The sequence below is a fragment of the Vibrio lentus genome (genome assembly GCF_002875945.1).
GTDB lineage: Bacteria > Pseudomonadota > Gammaproteobacteria > Enterobacterales > Vibrionaceae > Vibrio > Vibrio apostichopi.
On the sequence record NZ_MCZK01000177.1, the window covers coordinates 15,127 to 29,857 of the forward strand.

A 14,731-nucleotide genomic window follows, 5' to 3' on the forward strand; every position below is an offset into this window, starting at 1 on the left:
GATCATAATGCAGGACATATTAATCGTTCAGAAACCCTTAATTTGACTACACTTAATGAGAATATATATCGATTAACAATTCTTGGTGTAGTTTGAGCTAGGGAATTATCGTAGGATACTAAGCAGTTAATATTATTGAGATTAATGGTACTACGACTTGTTAAAGCGACGTAATCTCACTGTGGAGACAGAATGAAAAAAATATTCAAATTTATCGGTATGATCTTTAAAGGGATTTGGAAGCTCATTACGTTTGTGCGTCTTGCGCTTGTTAACCTGTTCTTTTTGCTCAGTATCGCCATTATTTACTTTGTGTACTTTCACTCAGATACGACTCAACCAACTGTCCCGCAACAATCGGCATTGGTACTCAACCTTTCAGGGCCGATTGTCGAGCAAAGTCGCTACATTAATCCAATGGACTCCGTAACAGGTTCACTGCTTGGCAAAGACCTCCCGAAAGAGAACGTCCTGTTTGATATCGTTGAAACGATTCGTTATGCAAAAGACGACGAAAACGTCACTGGTCTTGTTTTAGCACTCAAAGAGCTGCCAGAAACCAACCTGACCAAGCTTCGTTACATTGCTAAGGCTCTTAATGAATTCAAAGCAACAGGTAAGCCGATTTATGCGGTGGGTGACTTTTATAACCAAAGCCAGTACTACCTAGCCAGCTACGCTAACAAAGTCTTCTTATCGCCAGACGGCGGCGTGCTGCTTAAAGGCTACAGCGCTTACTCGTTGTTCTACAAAACTCTATTAGAGAAGCTTGACGTAAATACACATGTATTCCGCGTCGGTACTTACAAATCTGCAATCGAACCTTTCATTCGCGACGACATGTCAGACGCAGCGAAAGAGTCAGCTTCTCGTTGGTTAGGCCAACTGTGGGGTGCATACGTAGATGATGTCTCTCATAACCGTCAAATCGATGCGAAAACATTGAACCCAAGCATGGACACATTCTTGGAAGAGCTTGAGTCTGTCGATGGTGATATCGCGAAACTGGCTGAAAAACTTGGCTTAGTGGATGAACTAGCAACACGCCAACAAGTGAGACTTGAATTGGCTGATGTGTTTGGCAGTGATGGTCAAGACAGCTACAACGCATTCGGTTACTACGAATACCGTTCAACCATGCTCCCAGACATGACAAGCGAAGCGCACGACGTAGCAGTTATTGTCGCTAGCGGCGCAATTATGGATGGCAAACAACCTCGTGGCACTGTTGGCGGTGATACCACTGCAGCCCTGCTTCGCCAAGCGCGTAACGACGACAAAGTAAAAGCGGTTGTACTGCGTGTCGACAGCCCAGGTGGCAGTGCCTTTGCTTCAGAAGTAATTCGCAACGAAGTCGAAGCGCTTAAAGAAGCCGGCAAACCTGTGGTAGTTTCAATGTCGAGTCTTGCCGCTTCTGGTGGTTACTGGATCTCAATGGGCGCAGACAAGATACTTGCTCAACCAACCACGCTAACCGGTTCTATCGGTATCTTTAGTGTCATCACGACCTTTGAAAAAGGCTTGAACGAGCTGGGTGTTTACACGGATGGTGTTGGCACGTCACCTTTCTCTGGTCTTGGTATTACAACCGGACTCAGCGATGGTGCGAAAGACGCCTTCCAAATGGGCATTGAAAATGGCTACCGCCGATTCATTAGTTTAGTTGGAGAAAACCGTGGCATGGAAGTCGATGCTGTCGACAAGATTGCTCAAGGTCGAGTTTGGACGGGTCAAGATGCGATGCAGAAAGGTTTAGTGGACGAGATTGGTGACTTTGATGATGCAATTGAAGCCGCCGCTTCACTCGCTGAGCTAGAAAGCTACAATATCTACTGGGTAGAAAAGCCACTTACCGCGACTGAACAGTTTATTCAGCAGTTTATGAACCAAGTTCAGATGTCGATAGGTCTTGATATTCAATCGATTATACCAAGCAGTTTACAACCTGTTACTCAGCAGTTAGCTCAAGATAGCCAACTATTAGGCAACTTTAACGACCCACAAGGACGTTATGCATTTTGTCTAAATTGCCAAGTTCAATAAGTTAATTCTAACGCTTTGTAATCAAGAGGCGCCTCTGTGTGAGGCGCCTCTTTTTATTGCACGATAATTCGCTATAATCGCCCCCCTGTTCCCTACATCACACTAAGTATTTATCGCCATGGAAAGAAAACACATCTACATCGCGTACACCGGCGGCACAATTGGCATGCAGAAATCTGTTGATCACGGCTACGTTCCGGTCGCTGGTTTTATGGATAAGCAGCTAGCTGGCATGCCTGAGTTCCATCGCCCAGAGATGCCTGAATACACCATTCACGAATACGAACCACTCATGGATTCTTCTGATATGACGCCACTTGACTGGCAGACTATCGCTGATGATATTCGCGCAAACTACGATAAGTACGATGGTTTCGTTATCCTGCATGGCACAGACACCATGGCGTATACCGCTTCTGCTCTGTCTTTCATGTTAGAAAACCTTGGCAAACCTGTGATTGTTACGGGCTCTCAGATCCCATTAGCAGAGTTACGTTCAGACGGACAAGCAAACCTGCTGAATGCACTGCACATTGCGGCTAACTACCCAATCAATGAAGTAACGCTGTTTTTCAACAACAAGTTGATGCGTGGTAACCGCAGTACTAAATCACACGCGGATGGTTTCAACGCCTTTACCTCACCAAACCTGACTCCACTGCTAGAAGCTGGTATCAACATCCAGGTGAGCAGCAACGTTTCGGTCAACGAACAGCCTGAGGGCGCTTTTAAAGTCCATAACATTACACCGCAACCCATCGGTGTTATCACTATGTACCCAGGCATATCACACGAAGTGATTCGCAACACGCTACTGCAGCCTGTGAATGCGATGATCCTGCTTACTTTTGGTGTTGGTAATGCCCCACAGAACCCAGAACTGCTTCAGCACCTGAAAGACGCTTCTGAGCGTGGTGTGATTGTGGTTAACCTAACTCAATGTTTGGCGGGAAAAGTCAACATGGGTGGTTACGCTACGGGTTGTGCGTTAGCGGAAGCTGGCGTGGTGAGTGGTTACGATATGACGCCAGAAGCAGCGCTTGCGAAACTGCATTACTTGCTTAGCCAAAACCTAGGCTACGAAGAAGTAAAAAATAAGATGCAACAAGTGTTACGTGGCGAGATGAGCTTATAATTAAGCGGGTATTGTAAAGCAAGTTATTTAGATTTATTGCTTAAAAATAAACAGCTTAACATTAAAAAGGGGTGGCACAGCGCCTCCCCTTTGTTGTAATTTAAACCTAATGATTCGGGTTAACCCTAACAATATCTTCTTGGTCTGATTTAAACTGTTTCTTGAGTTCAGCCTTTGATTTAAAGCTAATGTCACCACCAGCCGCAATTGTCATATGCTGAGCTTCATCATTATGTTTAGATTGGTATAACATGACAGCTTGCATACACGAATCACGTTGTTCTTTGGAAAGTGCCGTACCTTCTGGCCATTTGCCCGTTTCAACGGCATAAGTTAAACGCTCGTAGACCTCAGGAGTCATTGCGCTAAGAAGTTGTTCTGCATCCATGATAGAGCCCTAGTTTTAACAATTTTCACCAGAAAATAACCTGTAACAGAATTGAGTCAAGAACCTCACCGAAAATAAGTGTAATTGATCACAAGTGAAGGAATATGAAGATTATGAAATGGTTGGCTATTGGCATATTGCCTCTTGCGCTTGCTGGTTGCCTTGAAGGGAACAAGAACACGGATCAGCTATGTCAAAGCAATTCAGCGTTACAATGTGAACAACTCAATATGAACGACGGACAATGCCGCGTTGCACGTACTGATCTCATCTGGCATCGCTTCGAAGTTCTAAAACAGCCAACCGAGATCAATAAGATCAAAGAATTTAAATTGGTCGCCTCTTATAAGAAGTGTCTAGAGCTGGCGGCGCAAATTGAAACCATTGATCAATCTAAACTTCAAGAACGTCGCTTCACCGCTCTAATGCATAGTATTGAAGAGTCTGAACGAATCGTTAAAGAGCTGTCTCAATCGGATACACCAGAGACGCTCTACTTCTTGTGGTCACAAACCGGTGACACCAATGCCAGACGCAGTTTCTTGCAATTAGAAGGAAAAGAAGCGTTAAACACGGCAGAAATGCAATATGCGTTAGCCACCTTCTACACGACTCGCGATCATGAAAAAACCTTAACGCTGCTCAACAATGCTTTAACGCTTTCTAACGGTTCTGCCGTCAATACCGAGATTTTCAAATCCATGGCCAGTATTAACCACAGCCTAGGTCATTTAGAAAAAGCGTATTTGTGGGCCATGGTCGCCAAAGATTTTGATGTACCCATCGCTTCAGAAGCAGAACTTAATGTGTTGTATCGTTTCGACAAACCTCAATACAAACAATTCAATGATGATGCCGAAAAGATTGTCGAAGCCATTGAAGACGGCGTTTACACCGCATCCATAGTGCCGAACTATTAGTTTTCGATTTCTAAATGCACAAAAAAACAGCTACCTTCATGGTAGCTGTTTTTATTTGTACTAGAGTTAACTCTACTCACTTGGCTATTCATCCCTTTGGGGGCCTAAAAGCAACTTGTAAGGATTAGACAATAGTTACAAGTTATTTCGTAATTTTGTCATTTTTGTTGAAAATTAACGACACTGAGTTAACACAAAAGCGCTCACCTGTTGTCTTGGGCCCATCAGGGAAAACGTGACCTAAATGGCTATCACAAGCTGCACAACGGATCTCTACACGCTTCATTCCGTGACTTAGATCTTCTATATAGCGTACTGCTTCATCATTCACAGGGGCGTCAAAGCTAGGCCAACCGCACCCTGAATCATATTTGTTATCCGATATAAACAAAGGGGCTTCACAACAGGTACAGCTATAGATCCCCGTATCATGGTTATGTAACAACTTACCACTATAAGGGGCCTCAGTACCACGTAGTCGACACACCTCATATTCATCATCAGTTAGGCGCTCACGCCAGTATTCATCAGGCTTTGTCATATTTTCTTCCTCGTGAATCACGTTAATATCCGTCCACATTCTCTTTTATTATATTTACTTTTTTCTATAAAGGCTTGCATATGAGTCGTTTTGTAGCACATACTTTCTCACCAGGAAACATTGTACATATACACTCATAAGTGAATCATCATTTAGGGGTATTTTACCCAACTGGAAGGGTTCAGAGCCAGTCGCAATGGTCAAATTTCAACCACTTACACCCAATTGTTAAGAAAAGCGTCGCTTTTTTTTGACATTAAACAAGTTAAGTCGGATTATCTATTGCAGATGTATACTGGATTCTGTAATTTTACTACCAGTTATCTTTAATCAGAAATTAAGTTGTGGAGCAACTACAATGACTATCAAAGTAGGTATTAATGGTTTTGGCCGTATCGGTCGTTTCGTATTCCGTGCAGCGCAAGAGCGCAATGACATCGAAGTTGTTGGTATCAACGACCTTATCGACGTTGAATACATGGCATACATGCTTAAGTACGACTCAACTCACGGCCGTTTCAACGGTACTGTTGAAGTTGAAGGCGGTAACCTAATCGTTAACGGTAAAACTGTACGTGTTACAGCTGAGCGTAACCCAGAAGATCTTAAGTGGGATGCTATCGAAGTAGACGTAGTTGCTGAAGCAACTGGTCTTTTCCTTACTGACGAGACTGCACGTAAGCACATCACTGCTGGCGCTAAGAAAGTAGTTCTTACTGGCCCTTCTAAAGATGCAACTCCAATGTTCGTAATGGGCGTTAACCAAGCATCTTACGCTGGTCAAGACATCGTTTCTAACGCTTCTTGTACTACTAACTGTCTTGCACCTATCGCTAAAGTACTTAACGATAAGTGGGGCATTGAGTCTGGTCTTATGACTACAGTTCACGCTACTACAGCAACTCAAAAAACTGTAGATGGCCCTTCTGCTAAAGACTGGCGCGGTGGCCGTGGTGCTTCTCAAAACATCATCCCATCTTCAACTGGTGCAGCTAAAGCTGTAGGCGTTGTTCTTCCAGAACTAAACGGCCTTCTAACTGGTATGGCTTTCCGTGTACCAACTGCTAACGTATCTGTAGTTGACCTAACTGTTAACCTAAAAGAAGCTGCATCTTACGAAGAAATTTGTGCTGCAATGAAAGAAGCTTCTGAAGGCGAAATGGCTGGCGTTCTTGGTTACACTGAAGACCAAGTAGTATCACAAGATTTCATCGGTGAAGTTCAAACTTCAGTATTCGATGCTAAAGCTGGTGTTGCTCTAACTGACAAATTCGTTAAAGTTGTATCTTGGTACGACAACGAAATCGGTTACTCAAACAAAGTTCTAGACCTAATCGCTCACATCTCTAAGTAATTTCTTTTTAGAAATAGCTTTAGATAAGCATTAGCGAAGACTGTTTTGAGCAGACTTTGAAAAAGGCGACCTTAGTGTCGCCTTTTTAATACCTGCTATCTTTTAAACGACTTCCGACTTTAATCCCAATCACCAAAATTTAATTCTAATACTGACTCTGCTTGTCACTCATAAATTCACAAGCACCCTAGTTCTAGTCAGCATTTGAATTCAATTTCCTTAGAAGGATCATGTAATGGATTTATCTACTCTACCTGCACTGACTGTACTTTCTGACAACGTCACTATCGTTGAACATGAAGGTGTCAAATTGGTTCGCGTTATCCACGATAAAGCAAACGCTGCGATTTCGTTGTTTGGCGGTCATGTTGTGTCATTCCAACCACAAGGTCAAGAAGACCTGATTTGGATGAGCCAACAAGCTAAATTCGACGGAAAAACGGCCCTACGTGGCGGTATTCCAGTATGTTGGCCTTGGTTTGGTCGCATTGCCGCACCAGCACATGGCTTTGCTCGTTCAAGCGAATGGCAATTGGTTGAGCACCGTGAAAGCGAAGCTGGCGTGATTGTAAGCTTAGGTCTGAAACCTAGCGAAGCGACTCTGGCAGTATGGCCTCATCAATTCGATGCTCGATTGAACGTTGAGATTGGCGACCAACTAAAAGTAACTTTGGATGTGAAGAACACAGATTCGCAACCATGGACTTTCTCTGGTGCGCTACACACTTACCTAAATGTTGGCGATATTCACAACACAACGACTACAGGTATGGGTGCTGAGTACATAGATAGCTTGCAAGGTGGTAAGATCTGCCAAGGTGGTGCTGAGCTGATACTGACTGACACAATTGACCGTGTTTACACACAGCCAGAAGCGCAAATCTTCGTTGCCGACAAAAAGCTGGATCGTACACTAATGGTTGAAAACCACGGGCATAACTCTGCTGTATTGTGGAACCCGTGGGCGGAAGGCGCTGCAAGTATGGGCGACATGCAAGACGACGGTTACCTAACTATGATGTGCGTAGAATCAACACTGCACGCACCAAGCCTAGAAGCAGGCAAAACGTTACAGCCTGGCGAAAGCCACCAGCTGATTACGGTGATTGCATCGAACTAAGCTTCTAGCTAATTTAATTAAAAACAAAAAATGCAGCCTACAAGCTGCATTTTTTATTGCCTCATACCTCGCGCGTCTCTAAGCAATTGAAACCTTTCGTAGAAGTAATCCCCTCTCCTCTGTTCAAATAAACGTCAGCTCGTGATTTATTTGTTTTATTTATAAATATAACTATCAATTCATTAATAATTATCAATTGCTGCCGATAAATAAGTTTCTATGATAGAAAACTCAATAAACCTTCCTAACCCCACTTAACAACGGCTCAATGAAAACAGGATAGTTAATTCATGTTCGATAAATACAAAAACCAAAGCGTCGGCTTCCAACTTAAGTTGGTCATTTTGCTGTGCTTGCTTATCGCCTTTGGGTCTATAGCAACACTCGTCTATCGAAATGCCTCACAGGTATTATTAGAAAACACATTAAAGGAACATCAATCCAAAGTGGAAGCGATGGCCAAAACCATCTCTGGCCAATTTGATGCCTACCTGCATACCGCCAAAGTTTTAGAGTCTACCTTTCGAAACGGTTACTTAGCAGGTGTTTACGTTGAAAGCTATGACGTTGAGTTCAACGGTCATTCAATTCCTAACATGACACAATATGGTGAGAGCCTGATCAACGACACGAAACTCGTTGATAGCTTTACCCGAGACACAGGTGCCGTAGCCACCCTATTTGCCCCATTTGGCGATGACTTTATTCGTGTGTCGACTTCTCTTAAAAAACCGTCAGGTGAACGAGTCGTTGCGACCACATTAGGGCAAAACCATCCCGGCTATAACAAACTCAAAAATGGCCAACCTTATTACGCTCAAGTAAAACTCTTTGGTCAGCGTTACATCACCTATTATGCGCCTCTGACAAATGCACAAGGCAAGGTAAACGGCGTCTCTTTCATTGGCTTGCCTGTTGAAGATGCGACACAAAGCTTATTTGAATCTTTACGCTCGGTTTCTTGGGGTGATACTGGTTACAGCATCATTGTAGATAACGAAAAAGAACACCAAGGCCAGTACTTACTGCACCCTACTCAAGTTGGAGGTGGTAAGTCGATTATTGAAGTGGCTGATTACGACGGCAACAAACCTTTCTACCAAATATTTGAACAATCGTCTGGGCTGATTCGATACCCGTTCCAGTATCAAGAAACCGTTGGTGAAAAGTACCTCGTATACACAGAAGTTCCAGGCTGGGATTGGAAACTGCTTGGCGGTACTTTTATCAAGGAAGTGACCAAGGGCAGTGATGAACTGTTGAAGCTCATCGCTATTATTGCCACCTTGATTGCTGCCGCTACCATCGTCGCCTTAACCTTCGTGTTAAACCGTACACTGACGCCACTAACCACTCTAAACGAATACATGTTGCGCTTAGGGAAAGGCGAAGTCAGCTTACATATACCAAACAATGGTAAGCAGACTAAGAACGAAATCAGCAACCTAAACACTGGTGTGGCGAACATGGCAGCCCAGTTGAATACATTAGTGGGCGAGATTCGTGCGACCAGTGACCAAGTACAGAACAGCTCGAGCAGCGTGTCACAAGATGCTAGCCACAACTTGAGTCAATCTGATCGCCAACAAGCACAGGTTGAGCAAGTTGTTACGGCCATAGAAGAAATGGCCACCTCTGCAGAATCCGTGGCGCAACAAGTAAATAGCATTGCGGAAAATGTTCGCCTTGCCAATGAAGACAGCCAGAAAGGTTTAGAAGTCGTTGAAGGTGTGTGTATTGATGTTGCCCAACTGAATGATCAATTAGACAAATCAGCATCGGCCATCGAGCAAGTGAGCTCTGATAGTGAAAGCATTCAAACCGTCACCAAGATGATTGATGACATTGCAGAACAAACCAACTTACTTGCATTGAACGCTGCGATTGAAGCTGCACGTGCGGGTGAACAAGGTCGTGGTTTTGCCGTTGTTGCTGATGAAGTAAGAACGCTCGCTCATAGAACACAAACATCAGTACAAGATGTAGTGAGCATCATCGAGAAACTGAAGTCTTCGACACACAATGCCGTGAACCTAATGACGCAGAGCCAATCAAATGCCAATCAAGTACTCGATAAAGCACAAGAAGCCGGCACAGCTCTAGAGTCTATTGCCTCTCAAGTTGAATCTATTGCTTCTCAAGCAGAAACCATTGCTGCAACATCAGAAGAGCAAGCTCAGGTTTCTCAAGAGATAGCAGCTAACGCACATGCGATCAGCGATCTCAACCAGCAGAGCCGTGAAACCAGTGCTAAGACTTCCCACAGCGCTGACGAACTTCAAAAACAAGCTGAATCGTTGAAGAATCAGGTTAACTTCTTTAGTTAACAATTATGGTTAACCATAATTGTTAACGGCCATACTAAGTGAACCACTAATAACCAATAGAGCCAGCCATACGTTGGCTCTATCTCTTCACTGGCTGTCACTAGCTAAGACAACTGCGTTTATTCTAGCGCCCCTCTATGCTTCCTGTTAAAATTTTGAACTTGAAATTTCTACCTCGAGTTCGCAATGACTTACCAATGCCCTTTGTGTCACCAACCTTTATCTCAACACGATCGTACGTTTAAGTGTGAAAAGAACCATCAGTTCGACCTAGCGAAAGAAGGCTATGTCAATTTGATGCCAGCGCACCACAAACGCTCAAAAGATCCAGGTGACAACAAAGAGATGATGCAGGCACGTCGCCGCTTCCTTGAAGGCAACCATTACGATCCAATGCGCCAAGCCGTTGTTGGATTGTGTTCTCGCTACTTGCCAGAAGAGGCACCTAGCCTGTTAGATATTGGTTGTGGCGAAGGGTATTACACCAACGAAATTGCGGTAAATCTTCAAGAAAAGAGTGGCGCTACTTTTGGCCTAGACATTTCTAAGATTGCTATCAAATATGCCGCTAAACGCTACCCTGCGGTCGATTTCTCTGTTGCTTCGAGCCATCGCCTACCCTTTGCTGAAAATAGCTTAGACGGCATTCTGCGCATTTATGCGCCATGTAAGGCTGAAGAATTACAGCGCACCATCAAAGACAATGGCGTCGTGATCACCGTGACACCTGCTAGCCGACACCTGTATCAACTGCGTGATGCGATTTATGATGGTGTTCGCTTGCACGATGAAGATCCAGAAGTTATCGAAGGTTTTACGCTTGAGCACCAAGAGCAACTAAACTATATGATGGAACTATCGGGGTCAGACGCATTCGACCTGCTACAGATGACGCCGTTTGCTTGGAAAGCGAGTGAAGAGTTTAAACAACAACTCACTGATGCTGAGCAATTCAACTGTGAAGCTGACTTTATGCTGCGAGTGTACCGCAAACAAATTTAATTGATATTGATTATCGTTTGCATTGAAATCTCATCTTGCCTCCTTTAGTATGCGTGTTCTTCAAGGAGGCATTTCATGCAACGTATTATTCTTATCGGATTAGCAACCCTGCTCACGGCTTGTACTAATCAACCTTCAAACAACACTTCTCAAAAAGTGGCTAACACGCAAACGGAAACCGTTTCCACATTCTATGATTACCAGTTTGCTTCTCCACAAGGCGAAACGCTGTCTCTCGAGGCATTACCTCAACAGTTGATTGACGCTGATGTGGTTCTCATTGGCGAATGGCACACTCATTCGGCAATCCATCGTTTTCAAACCGACTTCTTAAAAGCACGCCGCAACGCCACATCAAACATTGCGCTTTCAATGGAGCAGTTCACTCGAGAGCATCAAGACACATTGAACCAATATCTAAATGATGAGATTGGTGAACAAGTTCTTATGTCTCAAGCGGCAGCTTGGCCAAATTACGAAAGTGATTACCGCGCGTTAGTTGAGTTCGCTAAAACCAACGACGTCGATATCATTGCGGCAAACGCACCCAAGCCGTTTGTACAATGTATTGGCCGTAAAGGGTTAACTTATCTAGATCAGCTATCTTCAGAGCAACGAAACTGGGTTGCATCCGAAGTCGATACTGGCGATAGCCCTTACAAAGAAAAATTCATGGCTTCCATGCATCACGGTACACCAGAGCAAACCGAAAAGCAGTTTGCCGCTCAGGTAACGTGGGACGAAACCATGGCTGAATCGATTGTTGATTACCTCGCATCGAACCCCAATCAGCAAGTGATTCATGTCGCGGGCAAATTTCACACCGAAGGTGGTTTAGGCACTGCGGCTTCTATTTTACGTCGTAACCCTGATTTGAAAGTGGCCGTTATCAGCCCGGTTGACGAGTTCTCATCGGATACTAATGATTACCAGCTCAAAGTACTTTCTCCACCCGCTCGCTTTGTTCAAAAAGAGAACCGAATGAAGGCATACAAGCACCTGTCTAAGCGCGGTTCCGATCTCAAGTGCGACTAAATTCGCTATCCAGACTTAAGCTTTATTTAGGTTTAAGTTTGGTAAGCGAGAAACCTGGTAACCTAGAAGTCTGGCACGCTAAAAGCTTGTTCAATCGCGCCTTAAGATAAATATTGATATCGGCATAGGAATTGCTTAATTACCAAGCAGTTTTGATTAAGCAGAAGAAAATGTAATGTGCGAATAAAAAGCATCACTATCGATGATTAATTGCACAAGTTTTTCACACCTCTGCCGATACTATATTTAAGGATATGTAAGGAGAGCGATATGACGCCAGTAGGAACGAGTAACACTCAGCTGTATTCACCTTCGCAAATGAACGCACAAGCTAAAAGCACTGAAGCTGAAAAGCCTGCGCCTCTTAAGGTTGAGCAAAATACCGTTAAGCTTTCTGATGAAGGCAAAGCCCTATTATCTGCCCTTAAAGAAATCGATAAAGAAGCGAAGAGAGTTGCAGCAGAGAATGAAACCGTAACGGATAAGGTTGAATCATTTGCTCATGGCGCGCTTGGTATGGATCACCCAGATAAGATTGAAGAAGAGGAAGATAACTCTTATTCAGCAGGGCAATACTTATCCGCAGCGGCAACGGTTGGTGGCATTCTTCTCGCTCTGATTTAACCTTACCCCCTTTACTGCATTCCTTTCACCGCACCACGTGCATTGTCCCTATCGCACTGAGCCTCTTTCATTGCAAAAAATCGATTTGTCGTCACGACAACAGACCCGATTTGTCCTAAAAAACGAGTTCACGACATAATTCCGTTCTCATTTTAATGGAATAATACTCGTGAAAAACTCTTTTGCGCTTATTGATAAGCCAACCTTTTTTGGTGCGATAGCACTCCTACTCACGATCATCTTCCCGCTGATTATGTTCCCGACGCAAGGAGCAGACTGGATTGCGGTAGCTAAAACATTTATGACCGACCAACTTGGTTTCTTGTACCTAGCGCTTGGACTCGCAGCTTGTGCCTTCATGGTTTACGTTGTGTTCAGTGACATGGGACAAATTAAGCTGGGTGAAGCTGATGAAGAACCTGAATTCAAAACCGCATCATGGGCAGCAATGCTTTTCTGTAGTGGTATCGGGGCGAGTATCTTGTACTGGGGTTGTATTGAGTGGGCTTACTACTATCAATCACCGCCTTTCCAACTAGAACCTGGCAGTGAAGAAGCCGTTCGTTGGGCTGCGACCTATGGTTTGTTCCACTGGGGTCCGATTGCTTGGTCTATCTACCTAATCCCTGCGATTCCTATTGCCTACTTTTTCTATGTACGTAAACAACCTGTACTAAAAATTTCTAGTGCATTGATGCCAGTATTGGGTGAGCACCATAGCCGCGGCGTTGCGGGTAAAGTTGTCGATATCCTATTCATCTTTGGTCTATTAGGTGGCGCTGCAACAACGTTAGGTTTAGCTGCCCCTCTTATTACTGAAGGCCTTAACCACCTATTCGGCTTGCCAAAAAATAACGTAACTCAAGTTATGGTGCTGCTGGTTTGTACTGCGATATTCGCGTACTCATCGTATGCGGGTTTGGAAAAAGGCATCAAAATCCTCAGCAACATCAACTTCTGGGGCGCAATGGGACTATTAATATTCGTCCTAATCGCTGGCCCAACGATTTTCATGCTTGAAACAGGCTTAGATTCGATTGGTCGCCTATTGTCTAACTTCTTCGTGATGGCAACATGGGCTGAACCATTCGGCGGCTACGGCACGTTTGAAAACACACACTTCCCACAAGATTGGACTATTTTCTACTGGGCATGGTGGCTAGTTTTCGCACCAAGCATGGGCCTGTTTGTTGCGCGTATCTCTCGCGGCAGAACCATTAAACAAATGGTGTCAGGCTCTATCTTCTTTGGTTCATTAGGCTGTTTCTTATTCTTCATGATCTTAGGTAACTACGGTTTATCCCTACAGTTATCTGGTGAGCTAGATGTCGTTGCAATCCTAAACGAAGAAGGCGCAACCAAAGCTATCTTCTCGATGTTGGCACAATTGCCAATGAGCACGTTAGTGATCGCTGTGTTCACCTTGTTGTGTATTATTTTCACTGCAACAACGTTCGACTCGATCTCTTACATTTTGGCGTCAGTAGTACAAAACAACGTAACGGAAGAGCCAATGCGTTGGAACCGAATGTTCTGGGCATTTACCCTATCATTCTTACCGACGATTCTAATGTTCCTTGGTGGTTTAAGTACGCTTCAAACGGCTGCGATTGTTGGTGGCTTACCGCTACTGGCTATCTCTGTGATGTTGATGATCTCAGCCGTTCGTGCAACGAGCCTCGATTTGCGTCACCAAGAGAGTTACATCGAGCCAACGATTAACATCGAAGAGCTGCCAGACATGGATCCATGGTCGGCAGAAGGTATGGCATTGGCACAGTTCGAGAAAGAAAAAGATGCAGCACAAGATGCAGCAGAACTTGAACGTGAGGCTTATAAAGCCCTTGCCGATGTGAAGAAAGAAATCCGCGCTTATGTTCTTGAACAGGGTGCGCAAATGGAAACACATGAGCTTCCTGAAAACCTACAACAAGCACTTGAGCAGGCTGAAAACAACCTAAGCACAGCTCAAGCGAAAAAAGTTGAGTTATCAGAGCAAGCTCAGAAAGCTCGAGTCGCGTTCAATCAGGTGGTTGCTGAACTGCCACTTGCTTGACATTAGCCATGACACAGTCCATTGATTTGGACTCTCCTAAATAAGCCAAAGGCTCACAGAAATGTGAGCCTTTTTTTATGCTTTTCTAAAAACTTGAGTTATTGCTCAATTTCATATTGATGAAACAAATATGAAACGACTTTGACACAAATCGGTGTTCTAATCATCCCGCTTATATAAATAGGG

12 protein-coding genes are annotated in these 14,731 nt (G+C 44.1%); 10 read left to right on the forward strand and 2 right to left on the reverse strand.

Annotated elements, in window-relative coordinates:
- The first annotated feature begins 192 nt into the window (after positions 1-192).
- Together sppA and ansA are read left to right on the forward strand one after the other, a co-directional pair.
- On the forward strand, positions 193-2,043 hold the full coding sequence (sppA, locus tag BCT49_RS24265) for a signal peptide peptidase SppA (RefSeq protein ID WP_102438814.1): 1,851 nt from the start codon (positions 193-195) through the stop codon (positions 2,041-2,043).
- A 118-nt stretch (positions 2,044-2,161) separates the two neighbouring features.
- Positions 2,162-3,178, forward strand: coding sequence for an asparaginase (gene ansA / locus BCT49_RS24270; RefSeq protein WP_102438816.1), 1,017 nt, complete (start codon positions 2,162-2,164; stop codon positions 3,176-3,178).
- A gap of 106 nt (positions 3,179-3,284) precedes the next feature.
- Here the strand turns inward: ansA and BCT49_RS24275 are convergent, their stop codons facing one another.
- Positions 3,285-3,566, reverse strand: coding sequence for a YeaC family protein (locus tag BCT49_RS24275; RefSeq protein ID WP_017107368.1), 282 nt, complete (start codon positions 3,564-3,566; stop codon positions 3,285-3,287).
- Between the two features lie 113 nt (positions 3,567-3,679).
- Between BCT49_RS24275 and BCT49_RS24280 the strand changes: the two genes are divergently transcribed.
- Entirely contained in the window at positions 3,680-4,486 is an 807-nt protein-coding gene (locus BCT49_RS24280; RefSeq protein WP_102438818.1) for a DUF2989 domain-containing protein, read from the forward strand.
- 142 nt (positions 4,487-4,628) lie between these two features.
- Here the strand turns inward: BCT49_RS24280 and msrB are convergent, their stop codons facing one another.
- On the reverse strand, positions 4,629-5,027 hold the full coding sequence (gene msrB / locus BCT49_RS24285; protein ID WP_102438853.1) for a peptide-methionine (R)-S-oxide reductase MsrB: 399 nt from the start codon (positions 5,025-5,027) through the stop codon (positions 4,629-4,631).
- A gap of 358 nt (positions 5,028-5,385) precedes the next feature.
- Here msrB and gap point away from each other — a divergent pair, with 358 nt between their 5' ends.
- The 7 genes from gap to BCT49_RS24320 all read left to right on the forward strand — a co-directional run bounded on the left by gap (position 5,386) and on the right by BCT49_RS24320 (position 14,545).
- A complete protein-coding gene (gap, locus tag BCT49_RS24290; protein WP_029223576.1) occupies positions 5,386-6,381 on the forward strand; it encodes a type I glyceraldehyde-3-phosphate dehydrogenase in 996 nt (331 codons plus the stop codon).
- 235 nt (positions 6,382-6,616) lie between these two features.
- Complete coding sequence (locus tag BCT49_RS24295) at positions 6,617-7,501, forward strand: D-hexose-6-phosphate mutarotase (protein WP_102438821.1); 885 nt, start codon at positions 6,617-6,619, stop codon at positions 7,499-7,501.
- Between the two features lie 290 nt (positions 7,502-7,791).
- The gene (locus tag BCT49_RS24300; protein WP_102438823.1) at positions 7,792-9,828 is read left to right on the forward strand and encodes a methyl-accepting chemotaxis protein; all 2,037 of its coding nucleotides are present in this window, start codon (positions 7,792-7,794) and stop codon (positions 9,826-9,828) included.
- A 186-nt stretch (positions 9,829-10,014) separates the two neighbouring features.
- Positions 10,015-10,830: a 23S rRNA (guanine(745)-N(1))-methyltransferase gene (gene rlmA / locus BCT49_RS24305; RefSeq protein WP_102438825.1), complete on the forward strand. Its 816-nt coding sequence runs from the start codon at positions 10,015-10,017 to the stop codon at positions 10,828-10,830.
- A 75-nt stretch (positions 10,831-10,905) separates the two neighbouring features.
- Positions 10,906-11,865: a ChaN family lipoprotein gene (locus BCT49_RS24310; RefSeq protein WP_102438827.1), complete on the forward strand. Its 960-nt coding sequence runs from the start codon at positions 10,906-10,908 to the stop codon at positions 11,863-11,865.
- Between the two features lie 270 nt (positions 11,866-12,135).
- Complete coding sequence (locus BCT49_RS24315) at positions 12,136-12,489, forward strand: hypothetical protein (protein ID WP_076669034.1); 354 nt, start codon at positions 12,136-12,138, stop codon at positions 12,487-12,489.
- A 169-nt stretch (positions 12,490-12,658) separates the two neighbouring features.
- Positions 12,659-14,545 (forward strand): BCCT family transporter, encoded by a 1,887-nt coding sequence (locus BCT49_RS24320; RefSeq protein WP_102438829.1) that lies wholly within the window; start codon positions 12,659-12,661, stop codon positions 14,543-14,545.
- The last annotated feature ends 186 nt before the right edge of the window (positions 14,546-14,731 follow it).

Coding starts and splice junctions, on each gene's coding strand:
- BCT49_RS24315 (WP_076669034.1), top strand. CDS start 12,136: ATGACGCCAGTAGGAACGAGTAACACTCAGCTGTATTCACCTTCGCAA.
- gap (WP_029223576.1), top strand. CDS start 5,386: ATGACTATCAAAGTAGGTATTAATGGTTTTGGCCGTATCGGTCGTTTC.
- msrB (WP_102438853.1), bottom strand. CDS start 5,027: ATGACAAAGCCTGATGAATACTGGCGTGAGCGCCTAACTGATGATGAA.
- BCT49_RS24295 (WP_102438821.1), top strand. CDS start 6,617: ATGGATTTATCTACTCTACCTGCACTGACTGTACTTTCTGACAACGTC.
- sppA (WP_102438814.1), top strand. CDS start 193: ATGAAAAAAATATTCAAATTTATCGGTATGATCTTTAAAGGGATTTGG.
- ansA (WP_102438816.1), top strand. CDS start 2,162: ATGGAAAGAAAACACATCTACATCGCGTACACCGGCGGCACAATTGGC.
- BCT49_RS24310 (WP_102438827.1), top strand. CDS start 10,906: ATGCAACGTATTATTCTTATCGGATTAGCAACCCTGCTCACGGCTTGT.
- BCT49_RS24275 (WP_017107368.1), bottom strand. CDS start 3,566: ATGGATGCAGAACAACTTCTTAGCGCAATGACTCCTGAGGTCTACGAG.
- rlmA (WP_102438825.1), top strand. CDS start 10,015: ATGACTTACCAATGCCCTTTGTGTCACCAACCTTTATCTCAACACGAT.
- BCT49_RS24280 (WP_102438818.1), top strand. CDS start 3,680: ATGAAATGGTTGGCTATTGGCATATTGCCTCTTGCGCTTGCTGGTTGC.
- BCT49_RS24300 (WP_102438823.1), top strand. CDS start 7,792: ATGTTCGATAAATACAAAAACCAAAGCGTCGGCTTCCAACTTAAGTTG.